Source organism: Hahella sp. HN01 (genome assembly GCF_018986435.1).
GTDB lineage: Bacteria > Pseudomonadota > Gammaproteobacteria > Pseudomonadales > Oleiphilaceae > Hahella.
Map to the genome: position 1 here is coordinate 75,200 of NZ_JAHMIN010000017.1, position 16,610 is coordinate 91,809.

The 16,610-nt window shown below is 54.7% G+C and carries 15 protein-coding genes; 6 read left to right on the forward strand and 9 right to left on the reverse strand.

Features of this window, described 5'->3' with window-relative positions; translation table 11 throughout:
- Positions 1-178 precede the first annotated feature (178 nt).
- A complete protein-coding gene (locus tag KP814_RS17220; RefSeq protein WP_216737904.1) occupies positions 179-607 on the forward strand; it encodes a calmodulin-binding protein in 429 nt (142 codons plus the stop codon).
- Positions 608-766: 159 nt separating this feature from the next.
- Positions 767-1,558 (forward strand): ABC transporter substrate-binding protein, encoded by a 792-nt coding sequence (locus KP814_RS17225; protein ID WP_216737905.1) that lies wholly within the window; start codon positions 767-769, stop codon positions 1,556-1,558.
- A gap of 18 nt (positions 1,559-1,576) precedes the next feature.
- Here KP814_RS17225 and KP814_RS17230 read toward each other — a convergent pair whose 3' ends face one another.
- Positions 1,577-2,704: an FAD-dependent oxidoreductase gene (locus tag KP814_RS17230; RefSeq protein WP_216737906.1), complete on the reverse strand. Its 1,128-nt coding sequence runs from the start codon at positions 2,702-2,704 to the stop codon at positions 1,577-1,579.
- A 154-nt stretch (positions 2,705-2,858) separates the two neighbouring features.
- Between KP814_RS17230 and KP814_RS17235 the strand changes: the two genes are divergently transcribed.
- On the forward strand, positions 2,859-3,842 hold the full coding sequence (locus KP814_RS17235; RefSeq protein WP_216737907.1) for an OmpA family protein: 984 nt from the start codon (positions 2,859-2,861) through the stop codon (positions 3,840-3,842).
- A 449-nt stretch (positions 3,843-4,291) separates the two neighbouring features.
- On the opposite strand, the gene KP814_RS17240 is transcribed toward KP814_RS17235, so the two are convergent.
- From KP814_RS17240 to KP814_RS17255, 4 genes are all read right to left on the reverse strand, one after another.
- Positions 4,292-4,921, reverse strand: a complete 630-nt coding sequence (locus tag KP814_RS17240; protein WP_216737908.1) for an ATP phosphoribosyltransferase regulatory subunit — start codon at positions 4,919-4,921, stop codon at positions 4,292-4,294.
- Between the two features lie 312 nt (positions 4,922-5,233).
- The gene (locus KP814_RS17245; RefSeq protein ID WP_216737909.1) at positions 5,234-5,968 is read right to left on the reverse strand and encodes a bifunctional 2-polyprenyl-6-hydroxyphenol methylase/3-demethylubiquinol 3-O-methyltransferase UbiG; all 735 of its coding nucleotides are present in this window, start codon (positions 5,966-5,968) and stop codon (positions 5,234-5,236) included.
- A 289-nt stretch (positions 5,969-6,257) separates the two neighbouring features.
- Positions 6,258-6,785: a hypothetical protein gene (locus KP814_RS17250; protein ID WP_216737910.1), complete on the reverse strand. Its 528-nt coding sequence runs from the start codon at positions 6,783-6,785 to the stop codon at positions 6,258-6,260.
- 58 nt (positions 6,786-6,843) lie between these two features.
- Positions 6,844-8,265, reverse strand: a complete 1,422-nt coding sequence (locus KP814_RS17255) for an MFS transporter (protein WP_216737911.1) — start codon at positions 8,263-8,265, stop codon at positions 6,844-6,846.
- 79 nt (positions 8,266-8,344) lie between these two features.
- Here KP814_RS17255 and KP814_RS17260 point away from each other — a divergent pair, with 79 nt between their 5' ends.
- Positions 8,345-8,812: a helix-turn-helix domain-containing protein gene (locus KP814_RS17260; protein ID WP_216737912.1), complete on the forward strand. Its 468-nt coding sequence runs from the start codon at positions 8,345-8,347 to the stop codon at positions 8,810-8,812.
- A gap of 49 nt (positions 8,813-8,861) precedes the next feature.
- Here the strand turns inward: KP814_RS17260 and argS are convergent, their stop codons facing one another.
- Positions 8,862-10,598 (reverse strand): arginine--tRNA ligase, encoded by a 1,737-nt coding sequence (gene argS, locus KP814_RS17265; protein WP_216737963.1) that lies wholly within the window; start codon positions 10,596-10,598, stop codon positions 8,862-8,864.
- Positions 10,599-10,786: 188 nt separating this feature from the next.
- Positions 10,787-11,347 carry a hypothetical protein gene (locus tag KP814_RS17270; protein ID WP_216737913.1) on the reverse strand — a complete coding sequence of 187 codons (561 nt, stop codon included), beginning with the start codon at positions 11,345-11,347 and terminating at the stop codon, positions 10,787-10,789.
- A 358-nt stretch (positions 11,348-11,705) separates the two neighbouring features.
- On the opposite strand from KP814_RS17270, the gene KP814_RS17275 reads away from it, so the two are divergent.
- The gene (locus KP814_RS17275; RefSeq protein WP_216737914.1) at positions 11,706-12,536 is read left to right on the forward strand and encodes a hypothetical protein; all 831 of its coding nucleotides are present in this window, start codon (positions 11,706-11,708) and stop codon (positions 12,534-12,536) included.
- A 69-nt stretch (positions 12,537-12,605) separates the two neighbouring features.
- Here KP814_RS17275 and KP814_RS17280 read toward each other — a convergent pair whose 3' ends face one another.
- Positions 12,606-13,976, reverse strand: coding sequence for a DegQ family serine endoprotease (locus KP814_RS17280; protein WP_216737915.1), 1,371 nt, complete (start codon positions 13,974-13,976; stop codon positions 12,606-12,608).
- Positions 13,977-14,174: 198 nt separating this feature from the next.
- Between KP814_RS17280 and KP814_RS17285 the strand changes: the two genes are divergently transcribed.
- Positions 14,175-15,245 (forward strand): phospholipase A, encoded by a 1,071-nt coding sequence (locus KP814_RS17285; RefSeq protein ID WP_216737916.1) that lies wholly within the window; start codon positions 14,175-14,177, stop codon positions 15,243-15,245.
- A 22-nt stretch (positions 15,246-15,267) separates the two neighbouring features.
- Here KP814_RS17285 and KP814_RS17290 read toward each other — a convergent pair whose 3' ends face one another.
- The gene (locus KP814_RS17290; protein ID WP_216737917.1) at positions 15,268-16,557 is read right to left on the reverse strand and encodes a hypothetical protein; all 1,290 of its coding nucleotides are present in this window, start codon (positions 16,555-16,557) and stop codon (positions 15,268-15,270) included.
- Positions 16,558-16,610 lie beyond the last annotated feature (53 nt).

Below are 16,610 nucleotides of genomic sequence, written 5' to 3' on the forward strand. Positions count from 1 at the left end.
ATAAGGCTGTGCGCCTTCGTGGGGCGCCGCCGCTAACGACGCCCTTTATCGGTGCGAAACTGGGATAAATATTGGGAAAAGCACGGTACTGAAGGCGCATAAAACGCAGTAGAATCCGCCCCGTGAACCAATCACGAGCGTTATCACTGGAAAGTCTTACATTAAAAGGAAGTATCTTATGTCCATCAAAAAGCATTTGACCAAAATGTTGGCCGCCCCTCTGGCGTTCTGCGCCGCCACCGCCTCCGCAGAGGTCGCCTACTTCGAATTCACCGACGTCAAACCAGAGCAGACGTTTGTCATCCAGTTGACGGACAAAGCGAAAATTCAACAGGCGCGGGACATTCTGGCTAACGGCCAGGAAGACTTTTATCACGTCATGGGCTATGTCACGCCCTCTCCAGCGCCTTATAACCCCAAATGGCAATACCATTTGGACACAGACACCATCAGCTTCTTCGAATTTTCGATCGAGGTGTGCGACGCCTCCATGCAATACGTGCAAGAACACCTGAACGAAGTCGGCGGCGCTTTTCTCCCCGGCAATATCTGGTGCCCCTGGAGTTCAAAGCTGGTGAGAGAGGTCGGCGCCCCAACACAGGAATAACCTGACTCGTTCATATTGAGTGCAAAGGCCCAAGTGTGGCGCGGGCCTTTGCTAACGCTTCCTATCCCCTCTATTTCCCTGTCGTCACATGCCTGCAATAAGCCCCGGCCACGATTCAGCTATAGTTAAAAGTACGTCGCACAAACCCTATTAGGTCCCATGCTCTATTGGCTTCGTCTCTTTTTATTGCTGGTTTGCGCCGCCACGGTCAGGGCGGAAGAAGACCAGCAGGTGATTCTGGCCAACGGGGAGTGGGAGCCCTTTCTTTCTGAACGCCTGCCTCACTATGGCTTCGCCTCACATCTGGTCACGGAAGCGTTCGCCGCCGTGGGCGTGCAGGTGGAGTACCAGTTCTACCCGTGGGCGCGCGCTGAAGCGATGGTGGAAGGCGGGCAAATCGACGGTTCGCTGCTTTGGACGCAAACGCCGCAGAGGAGTGAGTTTGCTTATTTCAGCGACGTGGTGGTCACCCAGGATGAAGTGCTGTTTCACCTGCGCGCACTACCCTTAGAGCCAAAGTCGCCCGCCGACCTGCTCGGCGAATCTATCGCCGTACCCCTGGGCTCCAAACTCGGCGTTTGGAAAGAGGTGGTGGAATCCGGACAGGTGACAGAGTTCGGAGTACGAGACGTCGAAGTGGGGATGAATATGTTGCTGCGACGACGGGTAGACGCCTTCCCACTCGCCAGAGCCGTCGGCTACAGCGCACTGCGTGCGCACTTTTCACCTCAGGAGCAAGCGCTCATCACTCACTCAGCCACCGTGTTCGACCGCCATGAATATCGGCTTATGCTATCCCGCAAGCGCTCCATGAACGCCAGACTCATCCTGCAGTTCAACGAGGGGTTACGCCGCCTGCGCGAAAGCGGCCGGTATCAGGAAATGGAAGAGGCCTATTATCGCGGCGACTATGACGCGCCTGACTCCGCAGCGCAAAACGATGACGACTGAATAGCCCAGTCGAACAGATCAGGCGCGAGGGAAACGTCGCATAAAGCGCCTGTCGATAGCGTCTTTCCAACGCCATACCCACTCCCCCGCCAGACTGATCCCTCCTCGCGCGCCCACGGCATCGCGCCCGCCGCAAGCCAGCAAACTCAAAAAACGCCGCTGGGGTCGATACGTCCGCATCGGCAGGCCGCGCAGCAAGCGATGCAGGTTATCGAGCAAGAAAGGAGCCTGACGCACAGCGTACACGCCCGCCCTGGGCGTGGGGGACGCGTCAATCCAGGCGCAATCGCCGACGGCGAACACCTCAGGAAAAGCGATGCTTTGCAGGCTGGGAGCGACGCGAATAAAACCCTCGGGGGTTAAAGGCAACTCCGTCTGGGTTAGCCAAGGCGCCGCTTTACCTTGCGTACACCAGAACACTTGATCCGCAGGCAGTGTTCGCCCAGCCTTATCAATCAGGCTCTCTGACGTCACTTCCGCAACCTCAAAGTCGGCTTGCGTCTTCACGCCATAGCGATCAAGACGGCGTTGCAGCCAGCGCCGCATACGCCTGGGGTAATCCGCCACCGGTTCGCTGCGCGCCGCCAGCGTCACACGATGGGCGCCAGGAGCCGACTGCAACGCATGAGCAACAGCGAACGCCAGTTCCACTCCGCCTGCGCCGCCGCCCACCACGACAATATTCCGCACTGCCGGATCGACGCGCAGGCTTTCATAAGCCTCGCGCCAGCGGGGCCAAAAGTCGGCGATGGGTTTAACGGGAATCGCATAGTCAGCCGCTCCCGGCGTGCTCAAATCCGGAACGGCGCCGATATTGAGAGACAGGTAGTCGTAGCGCAGCGCTTCCCCACTTTCCAGAAACGCCATACGCCGCGCGCAGTCCAGCCCTTTCACCCGTCCCTCGAGAAATTCCGACCCCGACTGACGGCACAGGGCCAGCAAATCAATATGCGCCTGCGCATACTCATAATGCCCCGCCACCAGCCCGGGCAACATACCTGAATAAGGACTCAGCGGCCGTTCGGAAACCAGGACCACCCGCACGTTCGGCAAAGGGTCCCTCGCCAACGCCAGCAATAACAAAGCGTGGGTATGCCCGCCGCCAAGAAGCAGTAAAGTGAGAGTACCGGATGGTTCAGCCGTCACTGTATATCGTCCGCAAGTCAATGAAATATTGCACTCGTTATCCCTGAATAATAGCTGGTCAGCAACCCGAAATACGCAGTAATCTTGAAACGCCTATGCAGTATTTTGGTGATGTGAGCTATCTTTCTTCTATTCATAGTGGAGGCTTATCGTTATGACGGCTCGCTTATTCTGGCGCTTGGCGACACTGCTCTGCATCCTCATTACGCCCTTGGCGACGGCGGGCGACATACCCGGCGCCGAGGACCATCCCATGGTGTCCCGTTATGCCGGCGCGGAAATCATCAAATACGAAAAACAGGCTTTCACTGAAATATCCCTGGCACAGACGCCGATCCAACAGCGGGGCGGCAAGGACAAGAATCCCGGCGCGTTTCTGGAGCTGGAGGGAAAACTGACCCGCGTGGCTTACCGCATTCCCGAGGGACGCAGCACCCTGGAGGTCTATCGCAATTACGAGGAAGCTCTGCGCGGCGCGGGTTTCGAAATCCTGTTCAGCTGCAAGAATGAAGACTGCGGCGGTAAACCCGCCGGGCGTCCTTTCAACGAAATCGTGACGCCGAAGGACCTCACCGTAAAAATGATGTTTCACGAGAAGGATCAACGCTACCTGCTGGCGCGCCTGACCCGGGAAGATCAAACCGTGCATGTGGCGGTGTATATCACCAAGGCCTACTCCATCGGCGGACAGGATAAAAACCGGGTGTTCGTGAATACTCAGGTAGTGGAGTCCGCTCCCATGCAGTCAGGCATGGTGAAAGTGGACGCCGAAGCCATGGCGAAAGGCCTGGATGCAGAAGGGCACATCGCGTTGTATGGCGTCTATTTCGACACAGACAAAGCGGATATCAAACCGGAATCAGGGGAAACCCTGGCGGAAATCGCCAAACTGATGAAGTCCCAGCCTTCACTAAAAGTGCTGATCGTCGGCCACACCGATAATGTGGGCGCGCTTGATTACAACCGCAGCCTTTCCGAACGCCGCGCCAAAGCCGTGATGGATGCGCTGGTAAGCCAGTACAAGATCGGCGCTGAACGTATGACCGCCTTAGGCGTGGGTATGGCGGCCCCTGTCGCCTCCAACGAAAACGAAGCAGGCAAAGCCAAGAACCGCCGGGTTGAATTGGTGAAGCGGTAACCTGATATGACGCCCAGCGTTTAAGTGAGGTTTACACCCAAAGGCCAACAAACGGGCCTTTGGGTGTAAGTGAAGTAACCGGCATCTCCGAATACGACCATCCCTTCTCTATGCAGCGATCCCAGTCTATCTCTACTCCGTTCGCCCTGAGCCTGTCGAAGGGCTTCCCAGAGAGCCAATCCATAGACAACGATCTTTAATCAACATCCGGGAAATCGGCTTTTTCCTGAGTCGCCCTGGAAGGCCCTTCGACAGGCTCAGGGCGAACGGGAAAGATGAGGACAGGTTCAGGGTGAACTAGGGAGATGAGGGCAAGTTCAGGGCGAATGGCGAAATAAGGACAGGCTCTGGGTGAACGGTGAGATGAGGACAGGGAAATTCAGAATGCCTGATAAATCAGGTGAATTTCCCTGTCCATAGTGCACGGAGGATAATCGATCAGGGGTTACCTAACACAGCATCAGGCGATCAAAGCCAATCGCGAAACCAATTCCTTGCTTGTAGGCGCCGCCGCCCACGACCTGTTTCTGCGCGCCCAACTTGGGTACGGATATTTCGAAGCCATCCTCCATGTAGTAACTCAGCCCGCGCTTCACGGCGCTGAATACTTCATATTCCGAGGTTTGCAGCGACACCATCTTCTCCGCCAGATCAATCAACTCTTGCCGAACGGTTGGCGTAGTGGGATTAATGACCTCGACGCCGAACTGAAAGAACTCCCGGTAGCGACCTTCCTGCGGCCGTTCATAGCGCCAGCAGCGCTCGAAATACCAGAGTCGCACGTTCTTTCTGCGTTTGAAGTGCTTATCCGCCACCATTTGTACAGTCGCCGTCCCTTCTGGACGCAGACACAAAGAGCGTCCTTTCTTATCCGGAAACACATACATCTGCCCCAATACTTCCTCGCCAGCTTTGTCCACATAAACTTGTGACGGCTCAATGGAAGGCAGAATCACCTCTTCAAAACCACTCGCTTCCGCCAGCGCAATCATCTGATTCAGCAACGCTCTGCGCTTCTTCGCCGTCTCGCCGCTGATAATGCGTACGCCTTTAGCCATACCTTCAATTTTGTATTCCATAACGGATTCCCATTCACTGATTTAAAAACAATAAAAAAGCCCTCGCAGCAACGCTGGGAGGGCTTTCTCAGTGAACGGGCTTAACTTTCAACCAAGCAATAGCTCTCCCAGCCGACGATGCGACAGTGAATGCAGATGCTTTGGATGAAGGTTGAAAGTAATCATGCCGGACATTATGCGTCCGAACAGAAGGATGTCAACCCGCCAGGCTGACGCCAGGCGTCGGAGCAATAAAGCAAAGAAAAGGCGGCGCCTCATAGACAAAGATCGCCGCCTTGATTTCATTTAGTCGAGTCGTGTTTTAATCAGTCGTTATTCAACGCGTTGCGCCGCAGCGATAAAGAACATCGGCCGCTCCAATTCGACTTTCAGTTCCGGGCACTCCTCGATTTGCTCTGCGCTGGGACGCCATTCCTCCAGATGCTTCAGGGTGAAGCCAGCATTAATCAGCATCGTCAGATACGTGCCCAGAGTGCGGTGTTGTTTAACCACGCCATCCGCCAGCCAATCAGTGGTTCGTGGTCCTTCCACCAGATACTGATTGATAGGCCAAAGCGTGTTCTTGTGCTGGTCTTCCGCCCAGCCAGGTCGCTTGGGCGCGGTATAGATCGGATGCTCCGCGGAGAAGATCAGCCAACCGCCGGGTTTCAGGCTCTTGTACGCCTGCTCGAACAAACCTTGCAGATTGGCGATGTAATGCAGGGTCAGCGAACTGTAGACCAGATCGTAGCTATTCTCGGGCAGGGACAGCGTCTCCAGATCCTCGCGCGCGTACTGGATATGGGCGTCAGAAGTCATCTCTTCCGCCTTGGACAGCATGTTTTGAGAAACGTCGACACCCAACACGCTGGCCGCGGACTGCTCCCGCGCCCAACGGCAGAACCAGCCAAATCCGCAGCCTAAATCCGCCACATTGGCGTTCGCTAACGGCGGCATCAGCGCTTTGATGGAAGCCCATTCCGGCGCGCCTTCCAGTCCCTTTAGGGACCGTGGCAGCTGGCTGTAGCCTTCAAAGAATGAATCGGTGTCGTAAATATTTTGTGTCATGAGTGTGTACTCCGTTTGAATATGCCGGCAACGAACGGGATACAACTTCCTACAGGCGTGACGAAGCCCCGTCCGTTGATACGGCGGGGCTGATTTCGCAATTACGCGAACTTAGACTTGCTCACGAATTACGGACGCCCCACCAGGAACGCCCTCAATTCGCGAAACAATATGAATATCAATATAAATCATCGCGCGATTATTTCAGGGGGAAGAAACGGAGTCAATGAAACCCGCCATCCGGCGCGCCCCGCGATCTGGCGCAAAAGCCCCTACCAGGCCAAGCCCTTTACGCCACGCTCACCTGGCCTACGTACTGGATCATCCGGCCCTCTTTCTTCTCCAGTTTGAAGTCGCTGCTGGTAAGACGAAACTGCACGATATAGTCAGAAACACACTTGGTGTCGTGTATATCGCCAGGTAAGAATACCCTGCAGTCGCCGGGGTTCAGAGTGTCGCAACCTCTGCTCACCAGCCGGGTTCCGCCACGCTTATCCGTAATGGACTGGTAGGTGGACATTTCCAGGGCGCCATGCTGTAAGGCGTAAAGCACCCAGCCGAAGCCATGGTCATGAGGCGCGCGATACAGCCCACGGGGTTCGGTATGGGCCAGCAGTCTGAATCCGTGCTCTAGGTCGGTATACAACTCGACCATGTCGGGCCGATCGGCGTGAATCTGCGCCAGCCAAGGCTCCTCAGCGGAGGTTTTCGCCAGATCCTGCAGCAAGCGGCGGAGCCTTATTACATTACTTGTGGTCAAGCCATCCCAGCCCTCGCGAGCCGATTCGATAAAGTGATCAAGTGCGGTAGGTTGCATAAGTCCTCCAATGGGTTAAACAAGTCTTATTGATGCGTCTTAATAGTTAAAGCTAACTTTAGGTTAGTGTTCTTATTCCGTCCTTTTCTCCGTATTCCCTGAAATGCCAATACCCGCGCACAGCAAGACCAACGCACAGTACTAGGGAGACGCAGGCGTACACACGATGTAAGCCGGTTTCAGCCAGCTGTGAGGTCAGCGCACCAAGCGCCGACGCGCTGGTGACGCTATCGAACAAAGCGCTCATCAAGGCGGCGCCGGTCAGCATTCCCAGATTGCGCGCGAGATTCAGCAGGCCGGATATCTGTCCTCGCTGTTCTGGAGCAGCCCGAGCCATTAGTTGGGTGTTGTTCGCTACGGTGAAGATCGCATAGCCGATAGCGGTCACCATAAGACAGGCGACATAACCGATGGCGCCCGTCGCGGCGCTTAACTGAGTGAGGCACAGAGAGCCGAAGAATAGAAACAGCACGCCGATTGACGCCATGTTGCTGCAATCTTCCGGCTTTACGCGACGTCCGATAAAGCTTGAGGTAATCATCACGCACACAGGACTGCAGCCCATTACCAGCCCGGTCATGGACAGATTCAAGCCGAGGGAAATCAGATAAAACGGCCCAATCACCAAAGCGGTCATTACCGCCAAAGCCACGATGAACTGGATCAGATAACTCAGGCCAAAACGATAGTCGCGCAACAATGAAAGGTGAAGCAAAGGAGAGGGCTTCGCCCGTTCAACCAGGACAAAAATGACCAGCAGGACGAGAGCAAGCCCCGCCAGGAAAAAGCGCAGCAACTCCTCCTCCAGTTTGAGCTTAATCCCGAGCGAATATAGGAGCACGATTATCGCCAACAGAAATGCGCCCATCAGGTCAAACGGTTTCGGCTCCTGACCCGCCCCTTGCCTGGCGCGAGGAAGATAACGCACGACGAGCAATAGAGTAAACGCCCCCAACGGGAGGTTGAGCCAGAACACCCACCGCCAGTCTGCAAAGCCGGTTATCAGTCCCCCCAGAACAGGCCCCGCGGCGGTGCCCACGGCGGACACGCCCCCTATCCAGCCCATGACACGTCCGGTGTGCTCCGATGGCGCGATATCTCTCACCAAAGCCAGATTCAGAGACACCACAATCGCAGCGCCGATGCCCTGGACGCCACGGTACATAGAGAGCATTCCTATGTTTTCCGTCATTCCACATAGAGCGGAGCCCGCCATGAAAATACCCAGGCCAGCGATAAACAACGGGCGACGACCGAAGGTGTCCCCCAGACTCCCGGCAATCACCAGAAAAGAAGACAGCGCGATCAAGTAGGCGACAACCACCCAATGGACCTGGGCGTAGCTGGCGTCGAGGCTGGACACCAGTGCAGGCAATAGAATGTTGACGCTACTGATCGCCAGGGCGGTGAGAAAAGTAGACAGCAGCAACGCGGCCAGCGCGCCACGATATTCAGCGAGAGGCTCCACACTGTTGACCATAACGACACCACTTCCTCTTTAACTACCGTATTGAGGAAGTTACTATGCAAGTTAAAGTCAGCTTTAGGTCAATACCTTTATGAAAAACTGTAATGAGCTGGATATCGCCGAAGTGGCGAAGCTGTCCGGCTTGCCCGCTTCCACCCTTCGCTACTACGAAGAGAAGGGGCTGATAAAGTCCATTGGGCGAGAAGGGTTAAAGAGGGTTTTCCGCTCCACCGTCATTGACCAGCTGGGCTTAATTTCCCTGGGCCAATATGCGGGCTTCAGTCTGGATGAGATAGGGGCGATGTTCTCCCACGATGGAAAGCCCAAAATAGACCGGGCGCAACTCATCGAAAAGGCCAACAAGCTGGACCAACTCATCCAACAAATGGAGACGATGCGCGACAGCATCATCCATGTCGTCAATTGCCCGGAGCCCAACCAGCTGGAATGTCCCCGCTTTCAAACATTGATCAGATCGGCAGCGCGAAAACGGCGCCATGAAGGCCCTGTGAAAAGTAAGCCTGGGAGGTCACAACAAGGGAAAGGAGAAAAAGATTAAGCCGGCGGAGCGGAGAGCCCCGCCGGGTTTCAGAGAGGTCGGATGAGAGTTACATCCGCTCCAGAGTTTCGATGCCCAGCAAATCCAAGCCTTGTTTGAGGGTCTTGGCGATGAGCAATGACAGCATCAGACGCGAGCTACGTACGGGTTCTTCCGCTTTCAGAACCGGACAGCCTTCGTAGAAGCTGGCGAACTCTTTAGACAAATCATAGAGATAGCCACACAGAATGTGCGGGCAGCCTTCAGACGCCACAGAGTGCAGTATTTCATTGAACTGCAGCAATCTGACCGCCAACGCGCGCTCGATGGGCTCCACCAGTTGCAGATCGCCCTCAAAGGTCAGGTTACCGACTTCGCCTCTTTTGAAGACATTCACTACCCGGCTGTATGCATACTGCACGTATGGCGCGGTGTTGCCTTCCAGGCTGAGCATAGCGTCGAAGCTGAAGATATAATCGCTGGAGCGGTTCTTGGACAGATCCGCATACTTCACCGCCGCCATACCGACAACATGAGCGATGCGATTAAGTTCTTCTTCCTGCATTTCCGGATTCTTTTCTTTCACAACGGCGTATGCACGACCTTGCGCCTCGGTTAGCAGATCCGCCAATTTGACAGTGCCGCCATCCCGAGTCTTGAAAGGCTTGCCGTCCGTGCCCAAAACCATACCAAACGCCATATGCTCCAGGGACATATCCGGGCTGACGAAGCCCGCCCTGCGGCCAGCCGCATAGACCTGATTCAAGTGCAATGACTGCCGCGCATCAACGAAATAAAGCACCCGATTCGCCTTCAGAACCCGCTCTCTGTAGCGCAAAGCCGCCAGGTCCGTGGTGGCGTACAGGTAACCGCCGTCAGACTTCTTCACGATCAGCGGCAACGTCTCATCGTCTTTGCCTTTGAATTCGTCCATGAAGACACACTCAGCGCCATCGCTGTTGGTCAGCAGACCTTTCTCGCGCAGATCATCGATCACATTCGGCAGATCTTCGTTATAGGCGCTTTCAGGCATTACGTCCGCCCGCGTCAGGCTGACATTCAGGCGCTCATATACTTCTTCACAATGCTGCAGGGAAATATCAATGAACGTTTTCCACAGCGATAGACACTCTTGATCGCCGGATTGCAGCTTCACGACATACTGACGCGCGATATCCTTGAATTCAGGATCTTCGTCAAAACACTTCTTGGCCTGACGGTAGAAGTTTTCCAGGTCAGCCAGCTCCATAGACAGAGTCTGCTGGTTCTCCGCCTTCAACTTGTTCATGTAGGCCAACAACATGCCGAACTGGGTGCCCCAGTCGCCCACGTGGTTCTGACGAATCACCCGGTGTCCCAGGAACTCCAGGGTTCTGACGACAGCGTCGCCGATGATGGTGGAACGCAGATGGCCAACGTGCATTTCTTTCGCGAGGTTAGGCGCGGAGTAATCCACTACGACGGTCTGTTTGGGGCTGTCCAGAGGAATGGTCAGGCGCGGATCGGCCAGCACCTGGCGCAGGCTCTGACTCATCCAGTCTTTACTCAGGAAAATATTGATAAAGCCAGGGCCGGCGATTTCAACTTTCTCGGCCATGTCGCCCAGATCCAGAACGTCCAGGACTTTGGTCGCCAATTCGCGTGGGTTCATTTTCAGCGCTTTGGCGACGCCCATCACGCCATTGGCCTGATAGTCGCCGAATTGAGGCTTGCCGGAGGGCTTTACGATCGCCGGAGAGCCTTCTGGAGCGCCCGCCGCATGCAGCGCTGCGCTGATTTTCTGTTCAAGCAATTGTTGCAGATTCATAGGAAGATCTTCGTTACTCACAGCAACGGGAGTCCGCCGCTGAAACTGATGGAAATGGCGGCCATGATACCGCAGTATCCGGTCAAGGAAAAATCCGCAGTTATCCGGGTAAGACTAAATGTCACGAATTGAAGGGAACGCCCGCCAGAGAGGAGTGCGGCGAGCGTCTTTGTATGACAAAGCGGTAATTACTCTGAGGGCTGCTCGTCTAACGTGCGTGCAATGAGAGTAAAGGCAATGTCAGTACCATATCGAGTCTCCAGGTCTCTCTTAACAGCTTCCGCCAACCCTATATAGCTAACGTGGCCAAATAAAGTCTCAACCTTGTAGGGCTGCCAAACCGTTCCGAGCATATGCTCCATGTTATCCATGTTACAGCTCTCGGATTTAATAAGTTCATTCGACTTAAGCGCATGCAGAGTTTTAACGGCGGGACCATCCAACATAAACCCGTTTGGTTCTAACGCATGAGTCAATGCAACGCCCTTTTCACTCACTAAAGTTAATTTATAAGGCGTCTCTGGGGTCTGAAAGCGTTGAAAATTCTTGCCGCCAACAAATAGCGAGCCGTCAGGTTCACGGCAGAATGAAACTTCGTTTGTGTAAATGGACTCTCCCAGCTTTAAATCGGGAGTTATTGCCATTATCTGATTGTGACGAAACAGGTAAGAGATATTCTCTTCCACATTAAACTGCGCAGATGCAGTAGTGGATATTGCTAAAAGTAGCCCTGCTAGTGTTTTGGTCATACTGACTTCTCCTTTTTAATAAGTACTCCTCACCTGCCCAGGTGAAGGCCGATCATACCTACTATTAGATATTTTTCATACTAATCAATTACCTGAGCCGAATATCATAATCGCCAAAACGACAAATCTGGCTTGTCAGTCGTCCTGAATTCCTATACTTTCGCCTCACTCTCCGCATTGCTTTATATACAAGCGCAAGGACCATTTTTATTTGTACAGAAAGGAGTCTGACCTGCCTTTTTTACGCCAGTTATATAATCTGAAACACATGCTTTTTATTGCTGAGATATATCGTCAATCGATTTCGATTGGCGGCGCATTTCCTATCTCGATTGATTTTCAACCAGGGAGTTGTTGAATGAAGTACTCATCTTTGTGTTTGTTGTTTCCTTTAGCCTTGTTGACGGCCTGCGGGGGCGGTGGATCGAATGACTCCACGCCACCCGCCAGCGCCTATCAAGATTGCGATCTTTCAGGTTATAAAACACTGTCAGGCAATGGATACCCAGCTAATTATTTCTCCGGCCACTCTTACTCGCAAAAGTCTTGGTCGAATGGGGACTTCGACTGGTACCCTCTGCAACTCAACATTGCAGAAGAATCCACTACGTTCGGGCATGGCCTCAACACGAGCGAGCAGACGTCAGAAGTTTGTCAGGCGGTGGCGACGAAACTGCTAGGCAAATTCCTTCAACCCAGCCAGAGCCTACAGAGAGAACTCGAAGTAGATCTATTCTTTGAGGGGTTTAATTATGCAACGACTTTATCCAGCACCAACGTGGAGGATAAAAAAATCACAGCAATACAACCCAGGCTGGCGCTGCATTTAGACCTACTCAGAAAAGAGTCTGTTGGTGAGAGGTTGGTGCTGGAATCCGAATCGTTGAACGCCTCAGCGCCGGTTTGTAAGAAACCTTTCACCGTATCGACGGAATGGAGAGAAGGCAGTGAGCCTAACGTTGATAGAAAGACGGAGACCTATGGCGATGACGGTAAGGTGTATACGCTTACCCATGCCGCCAGGTTCACTGGCGACGCCTGCACTTTTGATATTTCCGGGCGAATCGCAATTGATGGTAGAGAGGAGCCTGTAGCCATACAGGCATCCGCAGAGCTGGAAAAGAAAGTCAGTGAATCGGGTTATGATCGGGGTTATAAACTTCACATCCACAGTATGAAAGTATACTGAACCTCGTATTCTCTGACTCATGCAGACGATGGCCAACTTGTATCGGCCACCGTCTTGCTACTGATCAAATCAACGAATCACCAGATAAAAGGCGCCGCCGCCCCTCTGCACCAGCAGGAGCAATTTGGTCTCCCCAACATCCACTACTTTTTGCAGGTCGCCAACGGAATTTACCCGGCGATTATTAGCGCCGATGATGACATCGCCCGGACGCAGACCGCTATAGGCGGCGTTTGAGTTGGGCGCCAACCCGGTCACCACCACGCCGGAGCCGTCTGGATTATCTTCAAACGAAGCGCCTTCCAGCAGCTTGTGGATACGGGTGTCGCCAGCGATGCTATTGGGCGGCTCCTGCAAGGTCACTTTCACGATCTCTTCATCGCCTTCGCGCAAAATAGTCACACGCAGCTTATCGCCGATTTTGCGTTGCCCGATCTGGCTGCGCAGATGGCCTGCGCTACGGGTGGGCTTGTCGTCAACGGCGATAATGATATCTCCCGTCTTCAAACCGCCCTTCTCCGCCTCAGAATCCTTGGCGACGCTGGTGATCAGAACGCCGCGCTGGCCGTTACGCAGTTTGAAGGCCTGGCGCAGATCCGGGGTGATGTCCTGAATCCCCACACCCAGTTGCCCGCGTTTTACTTCACCGTGCTCTACGATCTGATCGATGCTGGCCTTGGCCATATTGACAGGAATCGCGAATCCGATGCCGACATTGCCGCCGGTCGGAGCCAGTATCGCAGTGTTGATGCCGATCAGCTCGCCGCGCAGGTTGACCAGGGCGCCGCCGGAGTTGCCGGGGTTGATGGAGGCGTCGGTCTGAATAAAGTCTTCATAGCCTTCGATGCCAAGTCCTGTGCGCCCCAATGCGCTGACAACGCCGGTGGTGACGGTCTGGCCCAGTGCGAAAGGGTTGCCGATTGCAACCACGAAATCACCGACCTCCAGTCTGTCTGAGTCCGCCATTTTCACTTCGCTCAGATCGTCCGCTGCAATTTTCAAAACGGCGATATCGGCGTCAGGATCGCCGCCCAACACTTCCGCCTTCAGGGTGCGGCCGTCCGTCAACGACACATGCACCTCGTCCGCGCCTTTGATGACGTGATAGTTGGTCACCACCGTGCCGTTATCTTTGTCGACGATGACTCCGGAGCCAGCGCTTTGCTGGCGACGCTGCTCGCGAGGCCGACGGTTGTCTGGAATATTAAAGAAGTGACGAAAGAAAGGGTCCTGCATTAAAGGACTGTAGGATTCCTGCTTGGCGTAGGTCGCAATGTTGACGACAGCGGGGTTCACTTCCTTGAGCATGGGCGCCAAGGTGGGCAAGGGCTGCCCCTGTGAGTCGGCCAAAGGCAGCGCGGCGGCGCTGGAGGCCGCCCAGCCGACACTGACGGCCAGTACACATAATCTCAATCCACTCAGGGTTTTACCCATCAACATGTATCATTCCTCCGCTGGGCGCAGACGGGCCGACGACGAACGCATGCCTCACGACCTGACAGCGCGTTTGAAAATTTCCTTAGTTATAACGTCCTATGAGATGGGAGCGGTTTTGTCATAAATCCAGGTTAGATTTACAATCGCGGCTCTCTGTCACGTATGCTTCCATAACCTGCCCAACGCGGATATTACCAGAGTATGAAATTTTCTAAATCAGCGCCTAATGGACTGAATACTATTACCTTTTGCTGCGCCTTGGCGCTGGGCGTCAACGCCCAGCCCGCGCAGGCTCAGTTGCAAGAAAAAGATCAGGATGAGACCGAAACCTGCGTGTTCAAAGCGCTGACCCAGGGCCCTAGCGATATGACTATCGACGAGCTGAAGAGCCATTGCGGCATAGAAATCCCCAAAATTCCTGAAAACGCCAGCCCGGCGGTGAAAAATGGAGAAAGCGTTATAGCCGAGCGCATTATGCGTGAGCAGCTTTCCAGCAACAGCCGCAGCGTGATCACGCCGCACCTGCGCAACTACCTGATGCCGGTGTCTTACCTGAAAAACCCCAACAGCGAACCGTTACGCGAGGCTTACGACCTTGGAGATGAGGCGGAACTGGACAACCTGGAGGCCAAGTTTCAGATCAGCCTGAAAGTGCCGCTGGCGCAGGAAACCTTCATCGACTCAGACGCCATATTTTTCGGGGTGACCCTCAAGTCCTTCTGGCAGGTGTATAACCACGATTATTCCGCGCCATTTAGAGAGACCAACTATGAGCCGGAAATATTCTGGATCGCGCCGGTGGACTGGACCTTTTCCACCGCGGATTTCAGTCTGCTGGCGGTGGGCTTCAGCCACCAGTCCAATGGGCGCTCGCAGCCCCTGTCGCGGAGCTGGAACCGCATCTACGCCAACTTCATCTGGGAACATAGCCGCTTCGTTTTCAGTCTGAAGCCCTGGTGGAGGATTCCGGAAGACCAGAAAAAGGACAAGCTCGATCCCAAAGGCGACGACAATCCCGATATCGACGACTACATGGGACACTTCGAATTTACCACAGCCTATCGTTGGGATAACTACGAAGCCAGTCTCATGCTGCGCAACAATCTGCGCGAAGATAACAAAGGCGCAGTGGAATTGGGGTTCACCTTTCCATTATGGAAGCGGCTGCGCGGTTACGTGCAGTACTTCAATGGCTATGGCGAAAACCTGATGGACTATAACGCGTCGGTGGAGCGCATCGGCATCGGCGTGTTGCTGACGGACCTGCTCTGATCAAGCACTGCGCAGCGTTCCGTCAATTAGCGAGCAGGCGGTCGAACATTTTTTCCAGTTCCGCCTGCCGGTCATAATAGGAAATCTGGTATTGAGGCTCCAGAGCGAGCGACAAGTCCTCGCCATAACGAGCCAGACCGCGTAGTGACTCCAAGGCATTCTGCGCCTCTGTAAGAGAGGCGTTATCCTGCAAACCGGCCTGCGTCAGCGCAGCGGCGCTTTCTCCCGACGAAGGGATAAGCAGGCGCCATTCACCACGACTGTATGGCGCTACCGGTTCTCCCCGCCACAATCCTGGCGCGTCCAGGCCGAACGCCCTCAGGCGCAGCCAGCCTTGCTCCGGCGCAAAGACGCGCACCCCCCTCGGAGACAGCCGCCAGGGACTTTGATTATCCACTTCCACCACCAGCTCGCCCTGGCCGACGACTTCATCATAAAGACGCTTATCGACGCTGATATGCGTGCGCCCGTCCACCATCAACTGACGCACGGAGCTGATATCGATGACTTTGTGCAGTCCCAACAGGTTATAAGCAGGATAGGTAACGGTGACGATAGCAGTTTTGAGGCCCCGCCAGCGGGGCGTTTCCGCCGCCTTGCCGAGCAATCCGATCAGGCCCAGGATCACCGCGAATACGATAAAAAACTGCGTAGTGCGACGACCGTACAGGTTGGGAAGGATGACGCCGGCCACGCAAAATACAGCGAACGCCAGCCACCATAAAATTGCCGTCGGCGTCACCCAGCCGAATGGCAACGCCAACACGCCAATCGCCGCTAGTATAGCGACGCCGGCGAAGACAAAGCGCCGGGAGCGCAGGTGAGAGGTAAGCGTTTTTTTAACGTCCGGGCGCACGACCCGCACCGCCCGGTTCATCGCTTTGGGTTCGGCGACGACGCCATTGCCGGTTTTAAAAGGCGATGGCTGCGGTTGCGGCTTTGGTTTGGGGGAAGACTTTTTCAGCTGCAGATTCCAGAACTTAAGCTCCAACCCCTGTCTGCACAGGCTATCGACAATTCCCTGGTTAATGGCGTCGTGAATCCCGCTGTCTTTGTTCGGTCCGCCTGGCGCATCAAGCAGTATTACACCCAAGCGCTCCTGCAGCTGTTCGCCCAATTTGCGCCAGACTGTCTCCACCTGCGCCATCGCCGTCTGCAACTCTTCCGAGTCCGCCGCCCGGTTGTTGCTCATCGCCCTGCCGATCAGCTCATTCTGCAAGCGCGTCCAAAACGCCCGCCAGGCCGACGGCGACAGAATGTCATCCACCGTCCCACGGGACTTTATAAATTCTTCGATCTGCGCTTTTTCCATTCCGTCGTAATCCGCCGTCACCTATTGTTTGTTCGGCACAAGGTCTCGTTGAT

What these genes read in the sequence shown, in the direction of transcription:
- KP814_RS17275 (WP_216737914.1), top strand. Translation starts at nt 11,706, where the DNA reads ATGAAGTACTCATCTTTGTGTTTGTTGTTTCCTTTAGCCTTGTTGACG.
- KP814_RS17260 (WP_216737912.1), top strand. Translation starts at nt 8,345, where the DNA reads ATGAAAAACTGTAATGAGCTGGATATCGCCGAAGTGGCGAAGCTGTCC.
- KP814_RS17280 (WP_216737915.1), bottom strand. Translation starts at nt 13,976, where the DNA reads ATGTTGATGGGTAAAACCCTGAGTGGATTGAGATTATGTGTACTGGCC.
- KP814_RS17270 (WP_216737913.1), bottom strand. Translation starts at nt 11,347, where the DNA reads ATGACCAAAACACTAGCAGGGCTACTTTTAGCAATATCCACTACTGCA.
- KP814_RS17240 (WP_216737908.1), bottom strand. Translation starts at nt 4,921, where the DNA reads ATGGAATACAAAATTGAAGGTATGGCTAAAGGCGTACGCATTATCAGC.
- KP814_RS17285 (WP_216737916.1), top strand. Translation starts at nt 14,175, where the DNA reads ATGAAATTTTCTAAATCAGCGCCTAATGGACTGAATACTATTACCTTT.
- KP814_RS17235 (WP_216737907.1), top strand. Translation starts at nt 2,859, where the DNA reads ATGACGGCTCGCTTATTCTGGCGCTTGGCGACACTGCTCTGCATCCTC.
- KP814_RS17255 (WP_216737911.1), bottom strand. Translation starts at nt 8,265, where the DNA reads ATGGTCAACAGTGTGGAGCCTCTCGCTGAATATCGTGGCGCGCTGGCC.
- KP814_RS17220 (WP_216737904.1), top strand. Translation starts at nt 179, where the DNA reads ATGTCCATCAAAAAGCATTTGACCAAAATGTTGGCCGCCCCTCTGGCG.
- KP814_RS17250 (WP_216737910.1), bottom strand. Translation starts at nt 6,785, where the DNA reads ATGCAACCTACCGCACTTGATCACTTTATCGAATCGGCTCGCGAGGGC.
- KP814_RS17225 (WP_216737905.1), top strand. Translation starts at nt 767, where the DNA reads ATGCTCTATTGGCTTCGTCTCTTTTTATTGCTGGTTTGCGCCGCCACG.
- KP814_RS17245 (WP_216737909.1), bottom strand. Translation starts at nt 5,968, where the DNA reads ATGACACAAAATATTTACGACACCGATTCATTCTTTGAAGGCTACAGC.
- argS (WP_216737963.1), bottom strand. Translation starts at nt 10,598, where the DNA reads ATGAATCTGCAACAATTGCTTGAACAGAAAATCAGCGCAGCGCTGCAT.
- KP814_RS17290 (WP_216737917.1), bottom strand. Translation starts at nt 16,557, where the DNA reads ATGGAAAAAGCGCAGATCGAAGAATTTATAAAGTCCCGTGGGACGGTG.